The following is a 25,955-nucleotide window of genomic DNA, read 5'->3' on the forward strand; positions in this document are numbered from 1 at the left end:
GAGTCGTGTTGCAGAATGGAACTCACAGCTGACGCAGCGTCACCCGTACAGGTATCGATTGCCAGGAGCGAAGTGTGTTGTTCAGGTGCCTTGTCGCCGGTGCGGTGGGCTCGATCGATTCGATTCGATGTGCGAGTGCGGTGAGGAGTGCTTCGGCTTCGAGCCTGGCGACGTGCTGACCGACGCACTGGTGGATCCCCATGCCGTACCCGACGTGACCTGACGGGTTGCGGGTCAGGTCGAAGACGTCCGGGTCGGTCCACCGTCGGGGATCACGGTTGGCGGAGCCGAGGAACATCAGGATCTTCTGCCCGTCGGGGATGATCGTTCCGCCGACTTCGATGTCGGCGGTGGCCGTCCGGAAGAAGGTCTGTACCGGGGATTCCCACCGCACAGCTTCGTCGAACGCGGTCTTCGCCAATGCCGAGGGGTTGCTGCGAAGCTCCGCCCACTGAAGCGGGTTGTTCGCCAACGCATAGAGCAGGGCGGCCAACCCGTTGACGGTGGTGTCGACACCGGCAGACAGCAGTGAGCGCACGATCAACGGTGCTTGGTCGTGGGTGATGTCGCCGCGGTCTGCGGCCGCCCAGATCTCGGCGCCGAAACCGCCGTTCGAGAGCATGTCACGCGCGCACTGGGCTTTCACCCACGAGGACAGCTCTCCGACGCGCGGTAACCCTTTGTCCACCAGCGAATTGACGGGCCCGAAGGCATTGAACAGGTGGTCTCCGTAGGGAAGCAGATTTTCGCGTCCCGCCTCGGGTATGCCTACGGCGTCGGGGAACACCCGGAGGGGGAACGCAGCTGCGAGCTCGGTCACGGCGTCGAATTCGCTGTGAGTGCTCAGAACCTGGTCGACGAGGGTCTCGGCGTCGGCGAACCACGCCGCTCGGAGCTTGGTCAGGGCCCGCGGTCCGAGAACCTTGGAGGCCACAGCACGCGGTGCGTCGTGGTGCGGTGCGTCGGTCTCGAGCAGCACACTCGGTGGCCGCCAGGGGGTTTCGTACCGAAAGTTGCTCAGTCCCACGCCGGCTGCGGATTGGAACCCTTGCCAGTCGGTGAGGGCGGCGTGGACCTGCTCGTAGCGGCCCATCGCGTAGACGTCGTACCGGTCGAGGTACACCACCGGGCCGGCGTCGCGCAGATCGGCTTGGAACGGAAGCGGATTCTCCAGAACGTCGAGACCGAACGGGTCGGCGTGGCTGATCGGAACGTCGGTTGAAAGCGCGGAAGTTGTCATGTCACACAGTCCTTGTCGAGTCAGAGGTCGAGAACGAGGCGGTCGGAGCAGGATCGGGAGACGCAGATGAACATGCACCCGGCGCCGTCGCGTTCGGAATCGTCGAGGATCGAATCGCGGTGGTCCGGCTCGCCGTCCAGAACCGTTGTCTCACACGTGCCGCAGGTGCCCTCTCGGCACGACGACAAGACGTTGACGCCCGCATTCTGGACGGCGTCGAGAACGCTGCCGTTCGGAGACACGGTGACAGTTACTGCGCTGCGTGCGAGTTCGACCTCGAACGGCGCAGTACGCGCCGGTGCGGACTGCTGTTTCGGAACGAATCGTTCCATCCTCAGCTTGCCGACAGGCCAATCTACACAGCACTTTTCGACTGCACCGAGAAGCGGCTCGGGTCCACACACATACACCTTGGCGTCGTCGGATGCAGCTGCCGTCAGCCAGGTCGGCAGGTCGAGCAGGCCCACCTCGTCCTGCGGAGCAATCACGACTCGGTTGCCGTACGCGGCAAGTTCGTCCACAAAGCCCATCGAAGTCCGTGTACGTCCCCCATAGAGGAGCGTCCACTCGATACCCATCAGGTCTGCCTGCGCCATCATCGGGATCAACGGAGTGATACCGATGCCCCCCGCGATGAACAAGTACCGCGGTGCGGGAACCAGAGGAAAGTTGTTGCGCGGACCACCCACACCGACCACGTCGCCGACGGAGAGGACATCGTGCACGAATGCCGAACCGCCGCGTCCGGCCGGTTCTCGGAGCACGCCCACCCTGAACGTATACGGGTCCCAGCGATTTCCGCAGAGCGAATACTGCCGGGTCACACCCGACGGCAGGATCAGGTCGACGTGCGCACCCGGCGCCCAGTCCGGCAGACGCTTACCGTCTGGACGAGCGAGCGTCAGCGACACGACTCCCTCCGACACAACGTCTTTCGCCGTCACTCGCAGAGTCGAATCCGTGTGGTTGTCGAAGTCGTTCGTCATCACGGTCGCGCAGTCGTCGTTGTCGATCATCGGGTTCTCCCTCGTCTTACGTACAGATCGAGGATCTCCCGGAAGCAGTGGGAGCCGCTACGGCGTTCTCAATAATTGAGAGAAATTGTGTGTGTCTCGTCACGGCACAGGATTCCCCGCGGTCGCCATGACACGCGTGATGCCGCGACCGGCGGCTTGAAGGGCCGGGATCAGCGCACGAGCGGCATCATCGTTCGGCACGATCACCGACAAGGCTGCAACGACCGAACTACCGGCATCGCGCAACGGCACCGCGATGCCGGTAGTTTCCTCGAAGATGTGGCCCGCACAGAACGCGTAGTCGAGCCGCCTCACCTCGGCCAATGCCGCCCTCAGTTCTCGACCCGTGCGCAGTGTCCGATCGGTGAACACCGTCAGAGGTTCGGCGATGACGCGCTCCTGCTTCTCGGGCGTCGAGTGCGCAAGGAGAACCAGACCGGACGACGAAGCGTGCAGCGGTAATCGGCCGGCAACGCGCGAATAGTTGACCGCGGCGCCTCGTGCCGTGAGTCGCTCCACGAACAAGACCTCGCCTCCGTCCATTACACCCAACTGCGTGTGCTGTCCGATCACCGCGTGCAAGTCCTCCATGAACGGCATTGCGGCCTCACGTAAACCCACCGTGGGCGAGGCCCGAGACGCGACCTCCCACAACCGGACTCCCACCCGGACCAGTCGTCCGTCCCGCTCCAACCACCCCAGACTCACCAACTCCTCGATGAGCCGGGAGGCGGTCGCAACATGCAAGCCGGACCGCCGCGCGATGTCGGTGACAGTCAAGGCTCGGTCGTCGAGACCGAAAGACTCGACAATGCGCACCCCTCGAGCCAACACCGACTCGCCGGTGGGGACACGAGACATGGCACCTCCGCTCGATCAGAACGTACGTCACGCACCATGGTCCGCGCGGTTCATTACCGCCGTTCCGATCGCTCAGAACCCGGGAAACCGATCAGGGGGTCGTGGAGTTCGAGTCTTCTCCCCGCTGCGGTGCACGCCCGACGGGTACCGCCTCCAACCGACCTACTCGATCGTCGCCGGGTCATCAGTTCAGCGCGACCAGTTCGTGAAGGGGTATCGGTTTCGTCCATGCCCGCGGTGGTCTGCCGACACCTACTCCCGAAGAAGTGCATGCGATGTTCGCTCTGATGACCACATTGCCACCGGGCTAGTTTCGTCAGAGGCCGGTGACGCTTTGGTGTACGCGAGAGTCGCCGAGTCGTGCCCGCGCGATTCCCCAGAGCACGAGGGCGGCAGAGAGCACCGTCAACGCACCGACATGAGCGTGTGGACGGCGCGGCACCGATGGACGAATCGCTGATGCGCACAACAGGACTGCGGCGCGCTCAGACCATGCGGAACGCTTCGTCGAGCAACTCCCGTGCGAGCGTCACATCGGCGTCGGTGCCGTTCAGAAGGTTGTCGAGGCCGTTCTGAAAGATCCCGTCGAAGGTGGTGTACACCAGGTGTTTCGACAACCGAGCGGGCTCGCCGCGGAGCTCGCAGTAGCGGTTGACGACGTTCCAGATCATGTCCGCACGGCGCAGCTCGATCTCGCCGACTTCGTAACGCAGTGAGGACTCGAAGCGCGTCTGGTTACGCAGGTCGTACCAGAGACGGTGCAGGGCTGAGTCGTCCACCAAGGTCCCGATGAACATCGTGGTGAACCCGGCGCGTAACTCGGCAGCCGTGGACGCGCTCGCGACCGCCTCGTCGTACCGGGTGACGCACGTGTCCTCGTAAATCCGGACAGCCTCGGCGATCAGGTCGAGCTTGTCGCGAAAGTAGTAGTGCAGGACTCCGTGGGAGAACGCCGAGTTCTGCGCGATCTCACGCAGGCTCGTCCGTGCGTACCCCAGTTCGGCGAGTGTCACCAATGTTGCCGTTGCGAGCTCGCTGCGACGTGCCGCGAACTTGTCGGGCCCGCGCAGAACTGCGCGTGCCTCTCTTCGCGTGCCGGTAGCCATCGGACCAGTGTAAGACGGCGGGGGCCGTCGACGTGTGGTTCGTCGTGTCTGCGCCAGGTTTTCTGACGACTGCCCAAAGTTCTCTTGACGTCTGTCAAGATCTTTTCGTAGTGTGACCCAGATCGCATTTTCTGCTGACTGTGCCCGGTATCCAAGCCGGCAAGTCCTTCTCGAAAGGGCAGTTCTATGACGAGTTACGACCTCTCAGGCCGAAAGGCGCTGGTCACCGGCGCAGCACAGGGACTGGGCGCAGGTATGGCCTCTGCACTGGCGGCCGCGGGCGCGGCTGTCGCCGTTGCCGACATCAACGACGAGCTCGGCCACGAAACGGTCGAAAAGCTCCGCTCAGGCGGCGCGACAGCGGAATTCGTCCATCTCGACGTACGGGACGATGCGGGATGGGAGTCGGCAACGGCCTCGGTCGTCGCCGCGTTCGGCGGGCTCGACATCGTCGTCAACAACGCCGGGATCGAGGTCACCGACCTCCTGATCGATTTCGATGCCGAGGCCGCGTCGACTCTCCTTTCGGTCAACGTGCTCGGGACGGCCCTGGGAATCAAGCACTCGTTCCGAACGATGCGCCCCGGGGGATCGGCGGGCGCCGGTGGATCGGTGGTCAACATCGCATCGGTTGCCGCAACGATCGCGTTCCCCGGCATCGCGCTGTACTCCGCGTCCAAATCCGGCATCGACCGGCTCACCCGCGTAGCGGCCGCCGAATCCGGGAAGCTCGGGTACGGAGTTCGGGTCAACTGCATCTACCCGGGCCTCACTCCTACGGCGATGGGCAACAAGCTCGCCGTCGAGACCGCTGCGCTCGGCCTCTTCGAGTCGCCGGAAGCGGCAGCCGGCGCGGTCGCCGAGCTGACTCCTCTCGGTCGTCTCGGCCAGGTCGACGACATGGCCGACGCGGTGGTTTTCCTGTCCTCCGACGCCGCCAAGTTCATCACCGGCGCCGGACTGCCTGTCGACGGCGGAATGGGCATGTGAGGCCGCCGTACCTGTCGACGATACGGATTCGGTTGTGACACTTGCGTTCTACCTCGACAAGGGCGCGTCCCTCGGACCGGACGCGCCGTGCATGACTCTGCACGGCGAGTCGATGACGTACGGCGAGGTCGTCGCGCTCTCGCATTCGGTCGCGAAGGCGCTCCGGCGCTCCGGCGTCGAACCCGGTCAGAAGGTCGGCATCCTGTCGGCCAACCACCCGACCTCGTTCGCGTGCGTCTTCGGCATCGCCCGCGCGGGCGCCGTGTGGTGCCCGATCAATCCTCGTAACACGGCGCGGGAGAACGCCGACCTCCTCGACCTGTTCGACTGCACGACGCTGATCTACCAACCGGTTTTCGATGCTCTCGTGGGCCAGATAGCACCGCAGTTGTCCAAGCTGGTCGCCCTCGTCCGGATCGGTGAGGGAGACGATGTCGCAACAGGTTTCGCCGACTGGCTTGCAGCAGCGGACGCCGACGTCTCGGTCGACGTCATCCCCGTCGACGACGTCGTCGCGCTCGTCGGGACGGGCGGAACAACCGGTCGCCCGAAGGGAGTCATGCTCACCGATCGGAATCTGCAGACGATGACCGCGGTGGTCTTGATGCGGTATCCGTTCGACGGGCGGCCGCGCTACCTGGCTCTGGCGCCGCTCACCCATGCCGCAGGTGTTCTGTGCTTCCCGATCATGTCGCTGGGGGGCGAAATCGTGGTGATGGATCACCCGGATGTCGGCGAGTTCCTCGAACTGGTCGAAACGCATCGGATCACGCACACGTTTCTGCCGCCCACCCTGATCTACATGGCGCTCGCACACCAGTCGCTGAACAACACCGATCTTGAGTCGCTGCAATGCTTTTGGTACGGCGCGGCACCGATGTCCACCACCCGACTGGCGGAGGCTCTGGACCGAATCGGCCCGATGGCCCAACTGTTCGGCCAATCCGAAGCCCCCATGATGATCTCGACACTGTCGCCGGCGCAGCATCGCCGCCCGGATGGCAGCATCGATCACGCGAGGCTGTCGAGCGCCGGAACACCGTCTCCGCTTGTGACAGTGGCGATCCTCGACGACAACGGGGCCGCGGTCCCCGCGGGTGCACGCGGCGAGGTCTGCGTGCGCGGCCCGTTGGTGATGGCCGGCTACTACAAGAATCCGGAGGCCACCGCAGAGGCGTCGGCCCATGGGTGGCACCACACCGGCGACATCGGCTTCCTCGACGACGACGGCTTTCTCTACATCGTCGACCGCGCCAAGGACATGATCATCACCGGCGGATTCAACGTGTACTCCGCGGAGGTGGAGCAGGCGCTGATGGCCCACGACGCTGTCCGCGACTGCGCCGTCATCGGACTCCCCGACGAGAAGTGGGGCGAGCGGGTCACTGCTGTCGTCCTGCTGCACGACGGTGCCTCGGTCGACACCGACGAAGTGGTCCGTTTCGTCAAGGATCGCGTCGGAAGTGTCAAGGCGCCCAAGCAAATCGAGGTGTGGAGCGACCTTCCTCGATCGACCGTCGGGAAGATCCTCAAGACCGACATCCGAGCGACCCTGACCGGCACCTGACCCCCCGAACCTACCGGACAATCCGAACACAGGAGAAGACCATGCTCGAACTAGCCCTGTACCTTCCCAACTTTCGCGAAAAGGTCACCGTCGCCGAACTCGAGGACCTCACGCGCCTGGCGGAGGAGCTCGACTTCGAATCCGTGTGGACACTCGACCGCATCATCGTCCCCGAGGCGTCCGATCGCGCGGAGATGGAATACGCCTTCGGAATGATGCACGAGTTGCCCAAACAGCTCCCGGTCTCGTCCAGAGGCCAGTTCCTGCAGGGATTCCCACTCATTCCATGGCTCGCCGCGAAGACCACGAAGGTCAGGATCGGGATGAGCATCATCGATACGCCCTACCGTGCGCCCGGGGTGCTCGCCGCCGAACTCGCCACCATCGACCACCTCAGCAGCGGGCGCCTCAACGTCGCCGTCGGAGCGGGGTGGATGCCCGAGGAGTTCGCCGCGGCGAGTGCGAGTCACATCTTCCCCCGCCGTCACCAACACCTGCGCGAGACCATCGAGATCCTGCAGGGTATCTGGGCGAACGAGGTGTTCGAATACCACGGCGAGTTCGCCGATTTCGGTCCCAGCGGGTTTGGAATGAAGCCGCTGCAGCAGCCCCGACCTCCCATGTATTTCAGCGGGTTGAAGGACGCCAAGCGGGCGGCGAAACGCGTTGCGAAGTACGGATTGGACGGGTGGATCGGCATTCAGGACTCGCCCGAAGAGATCGCGACCTGGCGTGCGGGCATCGCCACCGAGCTCGATGCGCTGGACACGACTCGCACAGTGGACGACCTCGACATCGCAAGCATGATCTGGACCGTCATCACCGATGTCGACATGGACCAGACCCTGGCAGGGAAAGCGACGAATCTGCTCGTCGGTTCCGAACGGCAGGTGACCGACATGCTCAAGCGCTACCGCGAGGCAGGCCTGACCAAGCTGTTGATCTGGCCGCCGTTCGCGGACGTGCCGACCCCGAAGACGATGGACGACATGAAGCGCCTCAAGAACGACATCATGCCGAAGGTCGACGCCATGTGACAAGCCCTGCACCACTGCGGTATTCGGTCAGCACGAGCAGACCTCGGACTCGCCGCCCTGGCGGCACAGGTTGCCGATTTCGATGCCATGTTCTCCGTAGTGGTCTTGCCAGACGCCGAGTCCGGCGACGGTCGTGAGAACGAGAGTGCGTCCACCGTGCGCGGGCCAATCGACGTGGTCGATTCGCGACAGATGGGACTGGACGGTGCTCGCGATCCACGCGACCGCTGTGGCGTAGCTTGCGTCCACGGCGAGTCGACCTCGGTGCGCCCACCCCAGCGCCGTGTCGATGTCGAGCAATCCCACGGTGACGAGGTAATCCGTGTCGAAGGTCAGCTGCCAGCGCAGTCGGTCGTTCACTACCGGGCCGCCGTATTTTCTGCATCGAAGGTCTCGCGACACAGCAGCGAGAGCTTCTATCCAGACCTCGGGTGGACGCGCGGCAACGTCGGTATGGGGAACGTCCACGGCCCCGGACGTCGGCAGTTGCCACACGAGAGTGCGTGCGAAGGGGCTGCGCTTGTCCACATGTCGAATTATGGCGCATTCTCGGGGCGATGTCCGAGCGTTGTCGGCGCATTCTCCGGTGTCGGTGCCGCCTTGTTGCGCATGTCGAATCCCGAGTCCTGTTAGATGCGTTTCGTCGTACTTGCAGTCTTGTTTCGAATGGTTTCTATCGACCGTTCGTCAATCTCCGCAGACGCGATCCGTGGTTCAACGATCGCGTTCGTCTCGGCGCAGTCGGGTTCCCGAGATCCGGCAGTCGCCCGATTTGGCCTCGTACAGCGCTATGTCGGCTCGAGTCAACAGGTCCTCGAGAGTGCTGGACGGAGTGCCGGTAGCGATCCCGATGCTGATCGTCACCGAAATGTCCACGTCGGTGATCTTCAGCGGCCGTGCGACGGCGCTTCTCATGGCCTCGGCGATTGTCGTCGGCGAATGTGTACTGCCGAACACGGCGGCGACGAATTCGTCGCCACCGATGCGGCCCAGGACGACGTTCGGTCCGCACGCCGACGCGAGCCTTTCGGCCGTTGTCCGAAGAACGTGATCACCGATCGGGTGGCCATACGTGTCGTTGATGGCTTTGAAATCGTCGAGGTCGATGAACAACAGAGCCGACAGGGGAGATGTGGCTGATGTGGTTCGATCGATCCGCTCGAACAGCGCGGAGCGGTTGAGAACCCCAGTGAGGTCATCCAACCGCGACTTGTCCAACAAATCCCGATACGCCGCCAGCAAACGCGACGAGGCGATCCTGGTTTCGCTGACGTCGCGGAAACTGATGGCAACGACACCGTCCACGTAGTTCGCGGTTACTTCTATTGTTCTGCCCGGAATGACCAGTGCCTGTACTTCGACTGTGACTTCCGACCGGGTGGCTACCGCAGTACGATGCAGATCGTCGAAGTACGACCCCTTGAACACGGGTAGTGCTTCATGGAGATTGCGTCCGACGAGATCGGATCGGGCCATACCGAGGTGACGTTCGGTCTGAGCGTTGACGAACAGGACCGTCATGTCGATGTCGACGATGGCGAATCCGAGCGAGACGTTGTCGAGGATGGCCGTGAGCCGATCGCCGGTGACTGCTCGGTTCTGCGCCGGTAGGAGCGAGACAACGCCGGTCAAGATTTCGGGGGTGCCGTCGCGCGACTGTTCGACTGCGACACTGCGCGTGAGTACGAACCGAATCGTGTTGTCGGGAAGTTGGATTCGATAGATACACTCGGCGCCGATCGACGCCCGGGCGTCGCTGTAGAGGTCGCTGAGCAAGTGGGTGTCGTCTGGATGCACTCGGCTTCGCCAGATGTCGAGGGCCGGTCTGTCATCGCCGGCGGCGGCGAATATCGAAGCAGCGCGGATGTCCCATTCCAAGTACGAGGTCTTGATGTGGAACCGGGTGATGCCGATGGAAGCCGTGTGCGGGCAGATCGAGGACACATGCGGCGGCGGCGCGCCGAAGGGGAATGTGTCGTCGATCATCACCATTCCTATCCGTCTCGTGGCAGGCAGTTCCGCGGCTACTGCTCGACCGTGCTACCGACAGACCCTACTTCTTCGCGGTGATGCGTATTTGTCGAAAAGCCGAAAACCCGACACCACGTGAGGAGGCGATGGGGTCTGTCCTCTCCTTTCACGTCGGTGATTCATGAAGGCAGCTAACATGAACTGAAGTCAGTACATGCAGACGCACTGCCACGAAGGGCAACCCCTATGAGTCCCGAGTTTCAGCATCTGTTCTCACCGCTACAGCTCGGTGGAATGACGTTGAAGAACCGGCTCGTTGCACTCCCGGCCGGAACCAGCATGGCCGAGCGCGGGGTTCCCACCCACGGCGACACCGAACACTTCGAGCGGCTCGCCGCAGGCGGCGTCGGGATGATCATCGGCGGGGCCACCGTGGTGCACCGCACGACTACGCTCCGCTCACGCAAGCTCATCGAGGGCTATCTCGACGAGTTCGTTCCCGCGACGGCGGCCAAGGTGGATGTCATTCATCGCCACGGCGCCCGGTTCGTTGGCCAGTTGTGTCACCTCGGACGGGAGTTCATCGGGGGAGAATCGGACGCGCCGCCCTCCGCCCCGTCTCCGATCAAGACGGTGCGTGATGCGTACCCGCCCCACGAACTCACCGTCCCCGAGATCGAGGACATCGTGGAGGGGTGGCGGATCTCGACTCGAAATCTTGTTCGAGCGGGTGTGGACGGAGTCGAAGTTCATGCGGCTCACGGCTATCTGCCGGCACAGTTCATGTCGCCGCTGTCGAATCAGCGAGGTGACAGCTTCGGGGGTTCGTTCGAGAACCGAATGCGTTTCCCGCGCATGGTCATCGACGCGATGAAGTCGGTCATCCCGGACGGTTTCGTGCTCGGCGTTCGGCTCAGTGGCGAAGAGGAAATTCCCGGAGGGATGGGCATCGACGACTGCGTTCGTATTGCCGAGAACCTGGCGGGGCTCGGGATCGACTACTTCAGTATCACGCACGGTACCCGCGGCAAGTACGTGAAGGATTCGACGAACGAAGACGGGGTCGCCATTCCGTCCGCATCCAGAGTTCGCGCCGCAACGGGCGTGCCCACCCTTGTCGGGCAACGGATTCGCGACGCCGGTACAGCCGACCATGCCATCAAGTCGGGTCATGCCGACATGGTCGGTATGGCTCGAGCACTCATCGCCGACCCCGATCTCCCGATCAAGTCGCAAACCGGCCGCCTGGAAGAGGTTCGCGGATGTCTCGGCATCAACCAGGATTGCCGAGCGTTCGACCCCCACCTGCACTGTGCCGTCAATGCCGAGGTAGGGCGCGGGCGTCATCCCTCCGTCGGGGTGGCCGTTCGAAAGCCCAAGGACGTCTTCGTCATCGGAGGAGGACCCGCAGGACTCGAGGCGGCGAGAGTGGCCGCCGGTCGCGGTCATCGGGTCACGGTATTCGAGAGGAACGAGACTCTCGGAGGGGCGGTCCGTATGGCTGCGGCGGCACCCTACCGAGCAACGTTGATGGACATCATCGACTATTTGCACCGCGAGACCCGGCGACTGAAGGTCGACGTGAACCTCTCTGCTGGAATCGAAGTCGACGACATACCCGACATCCTGGACTCGTCCGATCATGTCATCGTGGCGACCGGGTCACGACCCGCAGATCTACCGGCCCGTCTGCGCGGGCGTCTCGCGGCGACAGTCGACGACGTGCTGCTGGGGCGACTGCCCGACGTTCGGATCGGCCAGGCAGTCGTGTTCGACGAGGGCGACGGCTTCTGGCCCGCGTACAGCGCCGCGGAGACGCTTGCGCAGTCGGGGTGGCAGGTCACCATCGCCACGCCCCTCACGTCGTTGGCGTCCCGCGTTCCTGCCGAGAGCGCCGGCCCGCTACTCGGCCGACTCGCATCGGCGGGAGTGCAATTCGCGGTGGCGCAATCCTTGGTAGTACCGGACGACAGTTCGGCGCCACTGCACTTGCGACCCGTGTTCGGCATCGGCGATACCGCGCTGGGTGACGTTCTGACGGTGTGGCACACGCCGCGAGTACCGGTGTCGTCTCTGGGCATCGAGCCGGGTGCGACCGTGAGCGTGATCGGTGACTCGCTGGCACCGCGGCGCATCGGCCACGCGATCGCCGAGGGCTATCGTGCAGGAGCGGAGGTGTAGTCCCCTACAGTGAGTTGAGCAGTGCTGCAACTTGATCGGGAATAGTGACCATAGCCATGTGGCCGGAGTCCATGAAGACGACATCACCGGGCACCGACTGTGTGCACACGATCGCGGCAGAATTCTCCTGCAGCTGAGGCGGGTAGCAGACATCGTTCGTCAACCGCACGTAGGTCCGCGGCACCTTCGTCTGCAGTCCGGAGAGGTCCACCGTCTCGGTCAGCAGAGCACCGGAGTCGTCGATGACCTGATCGATGGTCCAGGACGACTGCTCGGCATCCATGTCGTTGCACAGCATGGCTCTCGCGCCCTCGGCGCTCTGACCGTATAGACCGTCGACGATCGATGCTTCAACCAGGTCGCGCACACCGGGGTCGATCTGGTCGATGACTTTTGTTCCGTCCGGTGGGACCACAGCGGACAGGAATACCACGTGCTTGACCCGATCCTGCAGTATGGCCATCACTCTCGGCACTGACACACCGCCGAACGAATGTGCGACGAGCACGATGTCGGTGAGGTCTGCGGCCTCCACGTCGGCGACGATGGCCGCGGCGCAGTCGTCGAGCGTGACGGTGCGAAGATCGGTGTCGGCGCGCGTGCCCCGGCCGGGCAGGTCCACGGCGACCGCCGGTGCGTTGAGCAGGGGTACCAGGCGGTCCCAGCACGACGCACCCATTCCGGCGCCGTGGACGAGAACGAACGACATGAGATCTTCCTTTCGATATACCCGCGACTCAGGCGAGTCGGCAGAGTGTCTTTCCGGTTGTCCGGCCGTTCAGCAGATCCACGAGAGCGGTCGGTGCTTGTTCCAGTTCCTCGTACACGGACTCTCGATGGACCATCGAGCCGTCGGAAAGGTGTGTTCCCACCTCGAAGCGCATCGCGTCGTAGAGGTGGGCGAAGGACCCGGCTCGGAACCCTCTGATAGACAGGCTCTTCGCCGTGATCTGGAAGGTGTTGGACGGGCCGGGGCCGGGGGCGGCCACGTCGTAACCGGAGATTGCGCCGCACATGGCAATTCGTCCGCCCGTTCGCAGATTGGCGAGAGCCGCGTCGAAGTGATCGCCCCCGACGTTGTCGAAATACGCATCGATACCGTCGGGTGCGGCGTCGGCAACCAGGGTAGTCACATCGCCGGAGTGGTAGTCGAACGCGCTGTGCACACCAAGACCGTCACGCAAATAGTCGACCTTGTCCTGGTTGCCGGCGGACGCGATGACAGTGCTGCCGCGCAACACGGCCAGCTGGGCGGCGATGCTTCCTACCGCACCGGCCGCGGCTGACACCCACAGGACGTCGGCCGGCTGCAGGCCGATGATCTCGACCAGTCCGACGTACGCCGTCAGTCCCGAGCTGCCGAGTGGTCCGAGGAACCACTGTGGCGCAAAGCCATCGGTCTCGATCTTGGTCAGTGAGCCGGCTCCGCCCAGTCCACCGCCACCCGCGGGTACCACCGCGCAGTCGCGGTACCCGTACATGTGAGTGACGGTGTCGCCCGGCGAGAACCGACTGCTGCGTGATTCGACGACCACTCCGAGCGCCAACCCGACGAGCGGTTCGCCGACCTCGAACGGCGGCAGATACCCGTTGGGTGTGACGGCATGGAGGCGAAGTCGAACGGACGGGTCGATCGACAGCCATGTGTTGCGGACCAGGACATCGTCGGGGCCAAGGGGTCCGATTTTTTCCTCGAGGATCGTGAAGTGTTCGGGGCTGAGCGATTTGTCGGGGCGGGTTGCGAGGCAGAGGATGCGGTTCATCGTGGTCACGAGGGATTCTTCCTGCCTTGGGTGGTGAGCCAACTCCGCTGGCCCCCGGCTGGTTTGGGACCGTCATCGGACCCACGTGGTTCGCAGCACGGTCTACGACCCACCGAAAATCACCGCCGAAGTTCTGTTCCTCGGTGTGATTGACATTACGTTCACTAGGGCCCACGCTATATGAATTGACTTCAGTTTGCCAAGGAGGGCCATGAGAGTGCGTCTGTCGAGAAGAGTTGGGCTAGCGGTCGTACTGTCGACGACGATGGTGCTCTCGGCCTGTAGCGGTGGAATGTCGTCATCCGGTCCGGTCGAGGGGACGTGGGACCAGATCGTCGCTGCGGCCGAGCGGGAGGGTTCGGTCTTCCTGTATTCCACTCAGCATCCGGAAAACCTGCAGGCGTTGAAGACTGCATTCTCGCAGGCTTACCCCGAGATCGAGATGGAGTTCGTCCGCGGTACCGATGTCGAACTCAACCCGCGGGTCGAGACCGAAAATCGAACCGGCAAGGGCACCGGAGACGTTCACATGGCGTCCGACCCAGCCTGGATCACCAATGCGGCCGCCTCCGGTGTGTATTCGACCGATATCGTCGGACCAGCCTTCGACAATGCCGACTACGGACGCGAACGCAGCGTGCTGGAAGACAAAATTTTCCTGACCAGCGCCGCTGTTTTCGCGATGGCGTGGAACACGAGCGCGTTGCCGCAGGGCCTTGCATCCACCGACGATCTGCTCGACCCCGCACTCGACGAAAAGATCGGTGTCGTCAACCCGGCCGGCTTCGCCGCCGTCGTGGACGAGTACCAATTCTTCGATAGGGAGTGGAGCGGTGGCTTCAACGAACAACTGGCTCAACTCAACCCGCGGATCTACCCTGGTTCTCTCGGCATCGCTCAGGCACTCAGCTCAGGTGAAGTCGTCGCGACGCCCATGGTGCAGCCACTGGTCCGAGAAATGGCAGCCGGCGCTCCAGTCGACTGGGCGCTGCCGAATCCCGCCTGGGGAACGCCCTGGTATTCGCACGTCCTATCAGCAGCCCCGCATCCCAATGCCGCTCAGGTACTCGCGAACTTCATGGTGACACCGGAAGGTCAGACGGCGTTGTCCTATGGTTACGGCAGCGCATTGCCGAACATCGAGGGGGCCGTGGCCCGCGCGCAGGACATTCCGCTCCCGGACACTGAAACTCTTACACCCGAGTTCGTTTCGCAGTTCCAGCAGGAGTGGGAGAAGGACTTCGTCCGATAACGGGGTCGTGATGACGCGCCCCAAGACTGTCGGCCTGTTCACGCCACTGCGCGTGCCGCGGTTTCGCATGATGCTGGGCTTCGAACTGAGCGCCAGTGTGGGCGTGTGGGTTCTTGTACTCGCCGCACAGTGGATTCTCACCGAATCGGGGGAGTCCGCCACCACGGTGGCGGCGGTACAGTTCGCCGCGAGTGTGCCGTTCTTCCTCTTCGCGCTGCCTCTCGGTGCGGTTGCCGAGTACGTCGGGCACCGCTTCCTGTTGGTCGGCACGTCCGCGGTGCTGCTGGTGGCGGCGGTATTGCTCAGCCTGCTGCAACACCTCGGCCTCGCCACCACGCCCGTACTGATGCTCGCCGTGTTCGGAGCGGGAAGCGGGCTCGCATCGGTCGCGATCGTGTGGCAGGCGTTGCTTCCGCACTTGGTGACACGCGAGATGATGACGGTGGTACCGGCGATCGACGGCGCGGTGTTCAACGGCGCACGTGCGATCGGTCCCGTCGTCGGTGGTGCCGTCCTCGCAGTCTGGGGCCCTACCTGGACCTTCGTCCTGGTGGCCGGTTTGTTCGCCGCGTGTGTTGCGATCGCGGCGCGCCAGGTGCCCGCAGCGTCGGGCCGTAATCCGAAACAGGGATCGGTTGTCGACGCAGTGGGAGGAAGTCTGCGATTCATCAGGCATTCGCGATGGACACGTCGACTTCTGTTGCGGGTGATCATGTTCGGGATACCCGCCAGCAGCCTCTGGGCTCTGCTGCCCGTCGTCGCGAACGAGCGATTGCACGCCACGACGCTGGAGTTCGGTCTGCTCTCCGGGGCGATCGGCATCGGAGCCGTGGCGGGCACCATCGTCCTGATGCCGGTCCGGGCGCGGATCAGCTGGAACGGTTTCGTCGCGCTGGGATCCGCGGCGTACGCGGTGGTTCTCGCCGGTCTCGCATCGATCCCGCACCAGGGCGTTGCTTTCGCGCTGTTGGTCGTTGTCGGGGCGGCCTGGGTCGGTGTGCAGAGCACCTGGATGATCGCGACGCACGCCGTCATGCCGCCGTGGGTGAAGGCGCGCGTCATCGCATTCGTCATGTTGACGTTTCAGGGAAGCCAGGCCGTCGGTGCACTGTTGTGGGGTCTGCTCACGGATCACATCGGACTGATCCCGGCAATGCTGTTGTCCGCGTGCTTGATGCTGATGTCGGCGGGGGAGATTCTGCGCCGAGGGATTCTGCCGAGCGAGACCATCGCACCCGACCCGTCCGGCGCGTCCGCGCCGTCGGCCCCGCCCGGGAACTACCGCGGTCAGCGGGTGATCGTCGAGACCGTCTACACCGTCCGGCCCGGCCGCACCGACCGATTCATCGACGACGTCGCAGAATTGAAAAGATCACGGCTGCGCCTCGGTGCAGTGCGGTGGACCCTTGCGGCGTCTGCCTCGTCGGACGAGTCCTACGTGGAATTCTGTACGTACAAGAACTGGAGCGACTACCTGGCGCAGGAGACGACCCGGCTGACGATTCCCGAGAGTCGGGTGCGGCAGAGGGTGATCGAGAATGTGGTGCGCTCACCCGAGGTCTCCATGTTCGTGGTGTTCGGACGCGGTGAAGACGTCACACGGTGAACCGCCCACCGTTACTGAGCAGAACAGCACCGACCACGTTGGCTGCTGCCGGCGAGGCGAGATAGAGAATGTTGTCCGCCAGTTCCTCGGCGCTGGCATAGCCACGAAACCCGTTCTGTGTCATGGCAGCTCGGAGTCGCTCCGGTGTTCGACGCGCCATCGCGGTGTCCACCGGTCCCGGTGCGACCGTGTTGACTCTGATTCCGAATGCGGCGGCTTCCTTCGCGACCGACTGGCTCAAGGCGTGCACTCCCGCCTTGGACGCCGCGTAGTGCGGGTAGCCGAGAAGGGTGTCGAACGCCGAGGACGATCCGACGGTCACTATGGAGCCTCGACCCGCTGCCTTCATGACGCGAACCGCTTCGCGAAGGACGTGGAACGTGCCGTCGAGGTTGACGGACATGATGCGGCGCCAGTCCGAGTCGTCGATATGCGTCAGGACGTCCACGGGCTCTGCTCGGGTCATCGCGTCGTGGATGCGTTGTTTGCTGGCCGGGTCGTCGATTCCGGCGGCGTGGACCACGACGTCGATTCGTCCGTGCGTGTTCGCTATGCCGGCGAAGACGGCGGTCACACTCTCCGAATCGCTCACGTCTAGTGCGACAGGGTGGCCGACTTCGATGGTGGACGAGTGCGTCGTCACCGCTGCGGAATCGACGTCGCAGAGATATACCGCCGCTGCCCCACGATCGGCCAGCGAACGTGCTGTGGCCGCGCCGATCCCCGATCCGGCTCCGGTCACCACCGTAACCACCCCATCGAAGTCTCGCTCCGCCATGAAACACGCCTTCCTGCAACGGTTGTGACGCCACGACATCGGTGCCGACAGTGTCGTCTCGCATTCACCAAGTGAATTCACTTCACTGTAAGGTGATCGGCAACACAACGCAACGAAGGCGGTTCTCGTAACAATGGTCGCCGCGCGAGCAGCTCGAGGAAACGGAGTTCCGATGGACGAAGACGACTACGACTTGCTCGTGATCGGTGCGGGCATGGCAGGGCTGACGGCGGCCGCGAAGGCCGCTTCCACGGGTAGCCGTGTCTGTGTGCTCGACGTCGGATCGGACGTCGGTGGTTCCGCCCGGTTCGCCGGCTACGTCTGGACGGCACCCGATCACGCGACAATGGACGAGCACAATCCGAACGGAGACTCTGCGCTGAAGCGGGCGTTGATCGACCGTTTCGACGACGGGGTGCAGTGGATTCGATCCGTCGGTGTGGACGTCGGCGAGGCGCAGCAGATCCTGAGTTTCGGCCGCGGGCACAAGTTCGACACGAACCACTACGTGGACACGTGTAGGCGACTCGTCGTCGAGTCGGGTGGGACGGTTCTCGTGAGCACCGTGACCGAACGCCTGGTTCGCGAGGGAGACGCGGTGCGCGGAGCCGTGATTCGTACCGGCGCCGGAGAGACGCACGTGGTGCGGGCGAGGGCAACACTGGTCGCGTCGGGCGGTTTCCAAGGCGACCATGATCTTCTGTCCTGTCACGTGCATCCGAACGCCGCCACAATGCAGCTCAGGTCGAATCCACACAGCTGCGGCGACGGCTATCGTCTGGCGATCGACGCGGGCGCGGCGGCGTCGGCAGACGATGCCGGGTTTTACGGACATCTGATTCCGAGCGGTGTCGAGTTGAGGGACCCGTCGGATTTCGTGGACTTGTCGCTGTACTACAGCGAGCACGCGCTGCTGTTCAACGTCGACGGTGAGCGGTTCGTCGACGAGACTGTCGGAGACCACCTGACCACGATGGCTCTTCTCGACCAGCCCGGCGGCCGCGGATTGCTCGTCGCCGACGCCCGTGTGCATCGGGACTGGATGCTGGCGTCGTACGTCGAGGGGGCTGTCGCCGTCGACAAGTTCGAACTGGCGAGCAGACGGGGCGGCCGCGTCGGGATGGCCGAGACGCTCGACGAACTCGAATACCTGCCGCAGGAGTGGGGATACGACGGCGGCGTCATTGCCGCTGCTGTCGCGACCTACAACGCCGACGCGACGTCCGGGGTCACCGTGTCGCCGAGTCGCCGGCTCGATCCGACACCTCTGTCTGAGGCTCCGTACTACGTGATCGAGACCGTGCCGGCGATCACGTTTCCGTTTCACGGCATACGAATCGACGACCGAGCGCGCGCGTTGAGCAACGATGGCGTCCCTGTTCCCGGTCTGCTGGTGGCCGGATCGGACACCGGTGGCCTGTGGAACCGCGCGTACGCGGGTGGGTTGGCATCCGCGTTGGTCTTCGGCCTCACGGCCGCCGAAACCGCCATCGGTCTGTCCTCCTCCGTCGCCCAGTTGACATGAAGTGGATTCAGTTCATTTTACTGTGACCTGGTGATTGACATCACAGCCTGTCCCGACTACGTTTCAAACTGACATCAGTTCAGTTGCCGAGATGCAGGGGCGACGGATTCCCACGACCCGGGTGACCGGTCGTCTCGACTCGGGGCTCGCAGACGTGCCCGGAAGGAAAGCAGACATGAAGACTTTCAAGAAGGCGATCGTCGCCCTCACCACCACAGCCGCGATGCTGGGTGTCGCCGCATGTGGCGGCGGGTCGACGTCCGGGTCCGCGCCCGTCGAAGGAAGCTGGGACGACATCGTCGCTGCCGCAAATCAAGAGGGCAGCGTCATGTTGTACTCGAGTCAGAAGCCGGCCAATCTCGATGCTCTGGTCACCGCCTTCCAGACGAAGTACCCCTCGATCAAGATGGAGTACGTTCGCGGGACCGATCCGGACATCAACCCGCGCGTGGAGACCGAGAACAAGACGGGCCGGGGCACGGCGGACGTACACATGCTGACCGACGCGTCGTGGATCAAAACCGCTGCGGAGTCGGGTACGTTCTCCACCGAGCTCCGCGGACCGGATTTCGACGCTCCGGCATTCGATCGTGAGGCCAGTGTCATCAACGACCGGTTCTTCCTGTCGAGCGCGGCAGTGTTCGGTCTCGGATGGAACACGGCAGCCGTACCGGACGGCTTGACCTCTCCCGAGCAGATCATCGATCCGAAGTTCCGAGGCAAGATCGGCATCGTCAACCCGACCGGCATCGCGTCGTACGTCGACATGTACAAGTACTTCTCGTCTACCTACGGTGACGATTACTGGCAGCAGATCGCTGATCTCCAGCCCAGGATCTACCCGAGTGCGCTCGGTATCGCGCAGGCGTTGACGTCGGGTGAAGTGGTGGTGAGTCCGTCCGTGCAGCCGCTGGTCACCGAGGTCGCCGCCGGCGCACCGGTGAACTGGGCCTTGCCCGACAGCCCCTGGGGAACCCCCTGGTACACCGAAGTTCTCAGCGCCGCACCGCATCCGAACGCCGCTCAGGTCCTCGCCGACTTCATGGTGACGCCGGAAGGTCAGGCCGCACTGAACGGTGGTTACGCCGCCGCGCTGCCCGACGTCACCGGAGCCGTGGCGCAGGCCCAGGACATCACGCTGCCGAACACCGAGGACCTGACTCCGGAAAAGGTCGACGAGTACTCGCAGCAGTGGGCAGGCATCTTCCAGAGCTGACGCCGATTGCGTCGACAGATTCGGAGAGGCTGACATGCAAGGAACAGCTGTTCTGATCACCGGGGCAACCGGGGGGATCGGCGGTGCATGCGCACAAACGTTCGCCGATGCCGGGGCGACGGTGTATCTGACCGATGTCGACGACGACGCCGGCCGCACTCGAGCCGACACCCTGGGGCCCAACGCCCACTATCACCATCTGGACGTCACCGACGAAACCGATTGGAACGCAATCACATCCGTCATGTCGGACAACGGGCACGGCCTCGACGTTCTGGTCAACAGCGCCGGTGCGGCGATCAAGGCCACATTGGCGGACACGACGCTGGCGCAGTTCCGGCGGATGGTGGACCTCAATCTGATCGGGACGTTCCTCGGTCTGAAGGCCGCAGCCCGGTGCATGCGTGACGGTGGCGCGATCATCAACCTGTCCTCCTTGCGCGGGGTGGTGGCCACTGCCGAACTCGGGGCGTACGGAGCATCGAAGTTCGGAGTGCGGGCGCTGACGAAAGTCGCCGCACTCGAGTTGGCGCCCCGTAACATTCGCGTCAATGCCGTGTGCCCCGGAAGTATCGACACCCCTATCACGGCTCACCCGGATTTCGCCGACGACGACACGCAGGCATACGTCCGCAGCATCCCGTTGCAACGGCGGGGGACACCCGACGAGGTCGCGAGTGTGGTCAAGTTCTTGGCAAGCCGCGACAGCAGTTACATGACCGGATCCGATCTCCTGGTGGACGGCGGCACCGCGGCCGGTGTCCGCACCCCGAAAAAGCATGAAAGAGAGAACAACTGATGACGTCTCGATTTGCGGTATCGGGTTTGACCAAGACGTACGGGACGAACGTCGTGGTCGACCACCTGGATTTGGATATCGAGCACGGTGAGTTTCTCGTTCTCCTCGGACCGAGTGGGTGCGGCAAGACGACGACCCTGCGCTGCCTGGCGGGTCTGGAGACGCCCGAGGGGGGCTCGATCGCGTTCCGCGACGACAGAGTTTTCGACGCGGCCACGAAAGTGAACGTTCCGGCGCACAAACGCAATATCGGGATGGTGTTCCAGTCGTACGCACTGTGGCCACACATGACGGTTCGCGAGAACATTCAGTACCCACTCAAGGTCCGCAAACTCAAGCAAGCAATCGCCGACGGCGCTGTCGACAGTGCCGCCGGAATGGTCGACTGCGGAGGCCTCCTGGACCGCTATCCGTCGCAGCTCAGTGGCGGCCAGCAGCAGCGAGTTGCGGTCGCCCGCGGTCTCGTCGCACAGCCGGACCTCGTGTTGTTCGACGAGCCGCTCAGCAACCTCGATGCGAGACTGCGGGACCAGGTTCGTTCTCAAATCCACCAACTGCATCAGAATCTCGGATTCACCGCGGTATTCGTCACGCACGATCAGGCCGAGGCGTTCGCGCTCGGGGATCGCCTTGCCATCATGAAGTCGGGGAAGATCGAACAGTACGACGAACCCGAGTTCGTGTTCGAGAACCCGGTGTCGGAATACGTCGCGGCGTTCATCGGAATGGGAAACCGGCTGGAACTACGCCGGGGACACGATGGTTGGATCACCAGCGCCGACGACGTCGTCGATCTCAGCGACGCGGTGGTTCGCGACCGCGCCGACGAAGGAAAGACCGCGGTAGCGCGGTTCCGCCCGGACGACGTGTCGTTGCACGACTCGATGGCCGACGTACCGGCCGGGAACATCGCGCTGCACGCCGAGTTGGTGACGTACGAATACGGCGGCCGCTACTTCGACGTCACGGTGAAGACCGGCGTGGAACAGCTCTCGTTGCGCGCGAACGCAACTCGACACAGTGCGGCTCTGCGCGCGAGCCGTCCCGGAGATCCACTGGTGGTGAGCTTCTCACCGTCGTCGCTGCGGGTCTACACGGACTCGGTACCCGACAGCGCGGACGCACCCCGCGATCTCGCGACCACCGGGGGCCGGTCCTGATGGCGACCGCCACGATGACGCCACCGTCGACCCCGACCGAGCCGGCGCAGGCGCGCACCCGGTCCGTGTCGCCGCAGTGGCGAGCCCGCATCGGCTATGCAGCGGTTCTGGCCGTGCTCGCGTACCTTGTCGTTCTTCCGATGGTTCGGCTACAGATGCTTGCCTTCGAGGACGGCGCAGCCGGATACCGGGCTCAGTACGGACGTTTCGACATCGCCAAGACGCTGGGCACGACGGCCTCGCTGGCGCTGGGGTCGCTGGTGATCGCCATGGTGCTGGGCACGCTGCTGGCCTTCGCGGCCAGTCGGCTCCCGGCGAAGATGGGCTGGCTCCGGATCATTCCCATCCTGCCCATCGTCATGCCCGCCGTTGCCAGCATCGTCGGGTGGGCTTTTCTCCTCTCGCCCGGTCCCGGTTACCTCAATGTGGTGCTGCGCTTGCTGCCCTGGTGGAGCGGATCCGACAGTGGCCCGATCGACATCTACACGGTGCCCTGGATCATCATCCTCACCGGCTTCGGCCTCACGTCGTTCGTGTACCTCTTCGTCAGCTCGGGCATGCAGAACATCAGCTCCGAACACCTCGAAGCCGCACAGACCAGCGGATCGTCGACGGTGGGTATCTTCTTCAAGATCGTTCTGCCACTACTGCGTCCGTCCCTCATCTACGGCGGTGGAATCGCGCTGCTGCTCGGTCTTGGCCAGTTCACCGGACCGCTTCTGCTCGGTCAGAACAGCGGTGTCAAGGTACTCACCACGGAGATGTACAGCCGAGTAACGCAGTCCCCGTCCGACTTCGCCGCCGCGGCGGCCGCCGGCTCACCGTTGGTGATCTTCGGCATCGTGCTGGTTCTGGTGCAGAAAGCGCTGTTGGGCAACCAAACTCGATTCGTCACCCACGGCGGCAAGGCCTTTGCACCGTCCACGGGTCGGGCCACCTGGGCCACGGTCACCATTTCCGTGTTCGCCCTCTTCGCACTGGTCATTCCACTCGTGGGTCTGGTCATCGTGTCGCTGAGTCCGTACTGGTCGGGGTCGCTGTCGTGGAGCCTGCTCACTCTCGACAACTTCCGCACGCTCCTGTCGACCGACGCCGTGGTGCAATCGGTGCTCACCAGCGTTCTGACCTCCCTCGGTGCCGTCGTGATCTGCATCCCGCTGGGCTACCTGATGGCGAACCTGCTCGTCCGCGGTCGACGGTTCAAGATCCTCGCCACGATCGCCGACCTCATGACTGCACTGCCGCTGGGCATCCCGGCTGTCATCTTCGGTGTCGGCTTCCTCCTGACCTACACCGAACCGCCGTTCATCCTCTACGGCACCCGGACCGTCATCGTTCTGGTCTACATCGTGCTGATGCTGCCGTTCGCGACCAGAATGCAGATGACCGCAATGCTGTCACTGGGCAATACCTACAACGAAGCGTCGGCCACAAGCGGGGCATCACCGTTCGTGACCACCATGCGAATCATGTTGCCGCTCATGCGTCCCACGATCCTCAGTGCGGTCGCGTTGATGTTCATTCTGCTGACGCACGAATTCGCGGCGTCACTGTTGGTGCGTGCGTCGACCACCCAGGTGATGGGCACATTGCTGTTCGACATGTGGCAGAACGGGTCGTATCCGCTGGTGGCGGCAATGGCTCTGTTGATGACTGCCGTGACGACCATCGGGGTCGCGATCGCCATGCTCGTCGGCGGACGTAACGTTCTGAGCAAGCTGTGATCGGTCCAACTCGGTTGTCCGAGAAAGTCGTCCTGGTCACCGGTGCGACGGGCGGCATCGGTACGGAGATCGTCCGGCGATTGGCCTCGGAAGGTGCGTCGGTGGTCGTCACCGACGTCGACGCCGCCGCGTGCCGAGCGCTGGTCGCCGATCAGGACAGGCCAGACGAACACCTGGCCGCCGCCCTCGACATCACCGGCGAAGACCACTGGGGCACAGTCGTCGAGGCGGTTGCCGAGCGGTTCGGCCGACTCGACGCCCTGATCAACAACGGCGCGATCGGCAGCATCGGCACGGTTGTCGACGAAGACCTCGAGCACTACGAGCAGGTGATCGCGGTCGGTCAGACCGGCACCTGGCTCGGCATGAAACACGCCGGCGCGTACATCGAGCAGACGGGAGGCGGGTCGATCGTCAACATCTGCTCGATCCTGGGGACGGTCGGCGGACTGGGTAACAGCTTCGCCTACGCGGCGGCCAAGGGCGCGGTACGCACGATGACGAAAAATGCAGCGTTGCACTGGGCCACGACGGGAGTGCGAGTCAACTCGATCCATCCCGGATTCATCGAGACCCAGCAACTGCTGGATCGATTCGAGGGTTCGGAGCGGCATCGGTCGATGATCGCGCACACGCCTATGGGCCGACTGGGGTCGGCACCGGAAGTTGCTGCTGCAGTTGCTTTTCTGGCCGGCGACGATTCGTCGTTCATGACCGGATCGGAACTGTACGTCGACGGCGGGTGGACCTGCGACTGAAGGGGACCGGGGTGGATGCCCTCAGCGCGAGCTGAAGGTGTCCACCCCGTCGTGCGTTCGAACGGTGATCAGTTCGCGGTCGGCGAGAACATCGAGGTGTGCCAGCGTCTCGCAGGTGGCGACCATCTTGTTGAAGTCGTCCAGCGCCGAGAACGGACGTTCGTGTCGGGTCCAGGTGAGCGCCGACGCAACCGACAGGCCGGTGCACGGACCCAGCGAACGGACCGCATCGTGGGTGTTCTGCAAGCGGCGATCGTGATGCGCCAACAGTTCTCGGCACCGGTCGTGGACACTCGAGCCGGTGTTCCCGTGCGACGGCATCATCGACCGATCGGCGTCGTCCAACATGAGCGTCAGCGACGACAGGTAACGGGCCAGTGGCAGATCCCAGTCGCCGAGCTCGAACCCGATCGACGGTGTGATCGTCGGTAGGACATGGTCACCGGTGAAGCTGAGGCCGAGATCGGCGTCGTGAAAGACCATGTGACCCTTGGTGTGACCGGGTGTGTGGGTGGCAGCCAGGTTCCTGCCGGGGACGTCGACCGGTCCGTCGGTCAACCACGAGTCGGGCGCAGCCCAGTCCGACGGCTCGAACGGTTCGGCGATTCCGGCGCGGTAAGCGACGTCCGCGATGTCCGGAGCGCCGGCGCGGTGCAGCTCACGGATCGAACTCTCCGGAACATTGCAGTTCAATTCCGCAATTGCCGAGATCCCCAGCGCCTCAGCTTTTCCCAGGTGTACTCGCGAGCCGTACCGGCGGCGCAGCTCCACCGCGAACGTGTAGTGGTCGCGGTGGACGTGCGTGACGTAGATGTCGTGGATCTCCGCCGGGCGCCGCCCGATGAGCGAGAGAGCCGCAACGAGCTCGTCGTGCGTGGAGTCACGGCGCCAGCCGCCGTCGATCAGAGCAATACCGATGTCGGTCTCGAGGACATAGACGTTGATGGCGCGGAGGCCGTCCTGTGGCATTTGCAGCGGTACGCGGTGGACACCGTCCGAAACCGGGAAGCAGCCGGAGTCGGTCCACGACATGGTCATCGGCCCACGGCGGCGAGCGGAACCATCGTCTTCTCGTCTCCGTACCACATCATTCTGCGTCCGCCCATGGTGCCGACGTGCTCGACCGCGGCCGCCCATTCCGGGCTGGCCAACGCCGCCTCCAGGGCGTCTCGGGATTCGAAGCTGAGAACCGACAAACCGTCCCACCCTTCGGATTTGCCGCCGAAGGCTTCCAACAACTCGGTGTGCTGCCACCGCAGCAACCCGGGAAGGGGATAGGTGACGTCGGCGTGCTCACCGCGCCACCAGGTGATGAATTGATCGTGTGTCCAGTCGGTTGGACGGGATGCGACGAGTACGAGGTTGTACACGGTACCTCCTAAGTGAATTCTGTTCAGTTTACTAC

The 25,955-nt window shown here is 63.8% G+C and carries 23 protein-coding genes; 12 read left to right on the plus strand and 11 right to left on the minus strand.

Annotated features, from left to right (window positions below; translation table 11 throughout):
• Window positions 1-22: 22 nt before the first annotated feature.
• The 4 genes from IEW02_RS22365 to IEW02_RS22380 all read right to left on the minus strand — a co-directional run bounded on the left by IEW02_RS22365 (window position 23) and on the right by IEW02_RS22380 (window position 4,223).
• Complete coding sequence (locus tag IEW02_RS22365) at window positions 23-1,240, minus strand: cytochrome P450 (RefSeq protein WP_188547145.1); 1,218 nt, start codon at window positions 1,238-1,240, stop codon at window positions 23-25.
• A 20-nt stretch (window positions 1,241-1,260) separates the two neighbouring features.
• Window positions 1,261-2,226 carry a PDR/VanB family oxidoreductase gene (locus IEW02_RS22370; RefSeq protein ID WP_188547626.1) on the minus strand — a complete coding sequence of 322 codons (966 nt, stop codon included), beginning with the start codon at window positions 2,224-2,226 and terminating at the stop codon, window positions 1,261-1,263.
• Window positions 2,227-2,355: 129 nt separating this feature from the next.
• Window positions 2,356-3,117: an IclR family transcriptional regulator gene (locus IEW02_RS22375; protein ID WP_188547147.1), complete on the minus strand. Its 762-nt coding sequence runs from the start codon at window positions 3,115-3,117 to the stop codon at window positions 2,356-2,358.
• Window positions 3,118-3,602: 485 nt separating this feature from the next.
• Window positions 3,603-4,223: a TetR/AcrR family transcriptional regulator gene (locus IEW02_RS22380; protein WP_188547149.1), complete on the minus strand. Its 621-nt coding sequence runs from the start codon at window positions 4,221-4,223 to the stop codon at window positions 3,603-3,605.
• A gap of 186 nt (window positions 4,224-4,409) precedes the next feature.
• On the opposite strand from IEW02_RS22380, the gene IEW02_RS22385 reads away from it, so the two are divergent.
• Genes IEW02_RS22385 through IEW02_RS22395 form a run of 3 tightly spaced genes read left to right on the plus strand, consistent with a single transcriptional unit; the run spans window position 4,410 to window position 7,817 of the window.
• Window positions 4,410-5,213: an SDR family NAD(P)-dependent oxidoreductase gene (locus IEW02_RS22385; RefSeq protein ID WP_188547151.1), complete on the plus strand. Its 804-nt coding sequence runs from the start codon at window positions 4,410-4,412 to the stop codon at window positions 5,211-5,213.
• Window positions 5,214-5,247: 34 nt separating this feature from the next.
• A complete protein-coding gene (locus tag IEW02_RS22390) occupies window positions 5,248-6,780 on the plus strand; it encodes an acyl-CoA synthetase (RefSeq protein WP_188547153.1) in 1,533 nt (510 codons plus the stop codon).
• Window positions 6,781-6,821: 41 nt separating this feature from the next.
• Entirely contained in the window at window positions 6,822-7,817 is a 996-nt protein-coding gene (locus IEW02_RS22395) for an LLM class flavin-dependent oxidoreductase (protein WP_188547155.1), read from the plus strand.
• A gap of 27 nt (window positions 7,818-7,844) precedes the next feature.
• Here IEW02_RS22395 and IEW02_RS22400 read toward each other — a convergent pair whose 3' ends face one another.
• Together IEW02_RS22400 and IEW02_RS22405 are read right to left on the minus strand one after the other, a co-directional pair.
• Window positions 7,845-8,345: a hypothetical protein gene (locus tag IEW02_RS22400; RefSeq protein ID WP_188547157.1), complete on the minus strand. Its 501-nt coding sequence runs from the start codon at window positions 8,343-8,345 to the stop codon at window positions 7,845-7,847.
• 186 nt (window positions 8,346-8,531) lie between these two features.
• A complete protein-coding gene (locus tag IEW02_RS22405; RefSeq protein ID WP_188547166.1) occupies window positions 8,532-9,803 on the minus strand; it encodes a GGDEF domain-containing protein in 1,272 nt (423 codons plus the stop codon).
• A gap of 231 nt (window positions 9,804-10,034) precedes the next feature.
• Between IEW02_RS22405 and IEW02_RS22410 the strand changes: the two genes are divergently transcribed.
• Window positions 10,035-11,969 (plus strand): oxidoreductase, encoded by a 1,935-nt coding sequence (locus tag IEW02_RS22410; RefSeq protein ID WP_188547168.1) that lies wholly within the window; start codon window positions 10,035-10,037, stop codon window positions 11,967-11,969.
• 4 nt (window positions 11,970-11,973) lie between these two features.
• Here IEW02_RS22410 and IEW02_RS22415 read toward each other — a convergent pair whose 3' ends face one another.
• Together IEW02_RS22415 and IEW02_RS22420 are read right to left on the minus strand one after the other, a co-directional pair.
• On the minus strand, window positions 11,974-12,678 hold the full coding sequence (locus IEW02_RS22415) for an alpha/beta fold hydrolase (RefSeq protein ID WP_188547170.1): 705 nt from the start codon (window positions 12,676-12,678) through the stop codon (window positions 11,974-11,976).
• Between the two features lie 28 nt (window positions 12,679-12,706).
• Complete coding sequence (locus tag IEW02_RS22420) at window positions 12,707-13,732, minus strand: NADP-dependent oxidoreductase (protein ID WP_188547628.1); 1,026 nt, start codon at window positions 13,730-13,732, stop codon at window positions 12,707-12,709.
• A 211-nt stretch (window positions 13,733-13,943) separates the two neighbouring features.
• Here IEW02_RS22420 and IEW02_RS22425 point away from each other — a divergent pair, with 211 nt between their 5' ends.
• Both IEW02_RS22425 and IEW02_RS22430 read left to right on the plus strand, forming a co-directional pair.
• Entirely contained in the window at window positions 13,944-14,984 is a 1,041-nt protein-coding gene (locus IEW02_RS22425) for an ABC transporter substrate-binding protein (protein ID WP_188547172.1), read from the plus strand.
• A gap of 10 nt (window positions 14,985-14,994) precedes the next feature.
• Window positions 14,995-16,590 carry an MFS transporter gene (locus IEW02_RS22430; protein WP_188547174.1) on the plus strand — a complete coding sequence of 532 codons (1,596 nt, stop codon included), beginning with the start codon at window positions 14,995-14,997 and terminating at the stop codon, window positions 16,588-16,590.
• On the opposite strand, the gene IEW02_RS22435 is transcribed toward IEW02_RS22430, so the two are convergent.
• Complete coding sequence (locus IEW02_RS22435; RefSeq protein ID WP_188547176.1) at window positions 16,580-17,368, minus strand: SDR family NAD(P)-dependent oxidoreductase; 789 nt, start codon at window positions 17,366-17,368, stop codon at window positions 16,580-16,582. The two genes, IEW02_RS22430 and IEW02_RS22435, sit on opposite strands and share 11 nt — an antisense overlap.
• Window positions 17,369-17,540: 172 nt before the next feature.
• Between IEW02_RS22435 and IEW02_RS22440 the strand changes: the two genes are divergently transcribed.
• From IEW02_RS22440 to IEW02_RS22465, 6 genes are all read left to right on the plus strand, one after another.
• Window positions 17,541-18,893, plus strand: a complete 1,353-nt coding sequence (locus tag IEW02_RS22440) for an FAD-binding protein (protein ID WP_188547177.1) — start codon at window positions 17,541-17,543, stop codon at window positions 18,891-18,893.
• Between the two features lie 175 nt (window positions 18,894-19,068).
• Window positions 19,069-20,109, plus strand: a complete 1,041-nt coding sequence (locus IEW02_RS22445) for an ABC transporter substrate-binding protein (protein WP_188547179.1) — start codon at window positions 19,069-19,071, stop codon at window positions 20,107-20,109.
• A 34-nt stretch (window positions 20,110-20,143) separates the two neighbouring features.
• Window positions 20,144-20,908 carry an SDR family NAD(P)-dependent oxidoreductase gene (locus IEW02_RS22450; protein WP_188547181.1) on the plus strand — a complete coding sequence of 255 codons (765 nt, stop codon included), beginning with the start codon at window positions 20,144-20,146 and terminating at the stop codon, window positions 20,906-20,908.
• Window positions 20,908-22,068 (plus strand): ABC transporter ATP-binding protein, encoded by a 1,161-nt coding sequence (locus IEW02_RS22455; RefSeq protein WP_188547183.1) that lies wholly within the window; start codon window positions 20,908-20,910, stop codon window positions 22,066-22,068. Before IEW02_RS22450 ends, IEW02_RS22455 begins: the two co-directional genes overlap by 1 nt.
• Window positions 22,069-22,082: 14 nt before the next feature.
• A complete protein-coding gene (locus IEW02_RS22460) occupies window positions 22,083-23,792 on the plus strand; it encodes an ABC transporter permease (RefSeq protein WP_188547631.1) in 1,710 nt (569 codons plus the stop codon).
• A complete protein-coding gene (locus IEW02_RS22465) occupies window positions 23,789-24,550 on the plus strand; it encodes an SDR family NAD(P)-dependent oxidoreductase (protein WP_188547185.1) in 762 nt (253 codons plus the stop codon). The genes IEW02_RS22460 and IEW02_RS22465 overlap by 4 nt, the downstream gene beginning before the upstream one ends.
• Window positions 24,551-24,571: 21 nt before the next feature.
• Here the strand turns inward: IEW02_RS22465 and IEW02_RS22470 are convergent, their stop codons facing one another.
• Both IEW02_RS22470 and IEW02_RS22475 read right to left on the minus strand, forming a co-directional pair.
• A complete protein-coding gene (locus tag IEW02_RS22470) occupies window positions 24,572-25,588 on the minus strand; it encodes an MBL fold metallo-hydrolase (protein ID WP_188547187.1) in 1,017 nt (338 codons plus the stop codon).
• Window positions 25,585-25,920 carry an EthD domain-containing protein gene (locus IEW02_RS22475; protein ID WP_188547189.1) on the minus strand — a complete coding sequence of 112 codons (336 nt, stop codon included), beginning with the start codon at window positions 25,918-25,920 and terminating at the stop codon, window positions 25,585-25,587. The genes IEW02_RS22470 and IEW02_RS22475 overlap by 4 nt, the downstream gene beginning before the upstream one ends.
• Window positions 25,921-25,955: the final 35 nt, after the last annotated feature.

Source organism: Rhodococcoides trifolii (assembly GCF_014635345.1).
Classification (GTDB): domain Bacteria; phylum Actinomycetota; class Actinomycetes; order Mycobacteriales; family Mycobacteriaceae; genus Rhodococcoides; species Rhodococcoides trifolii.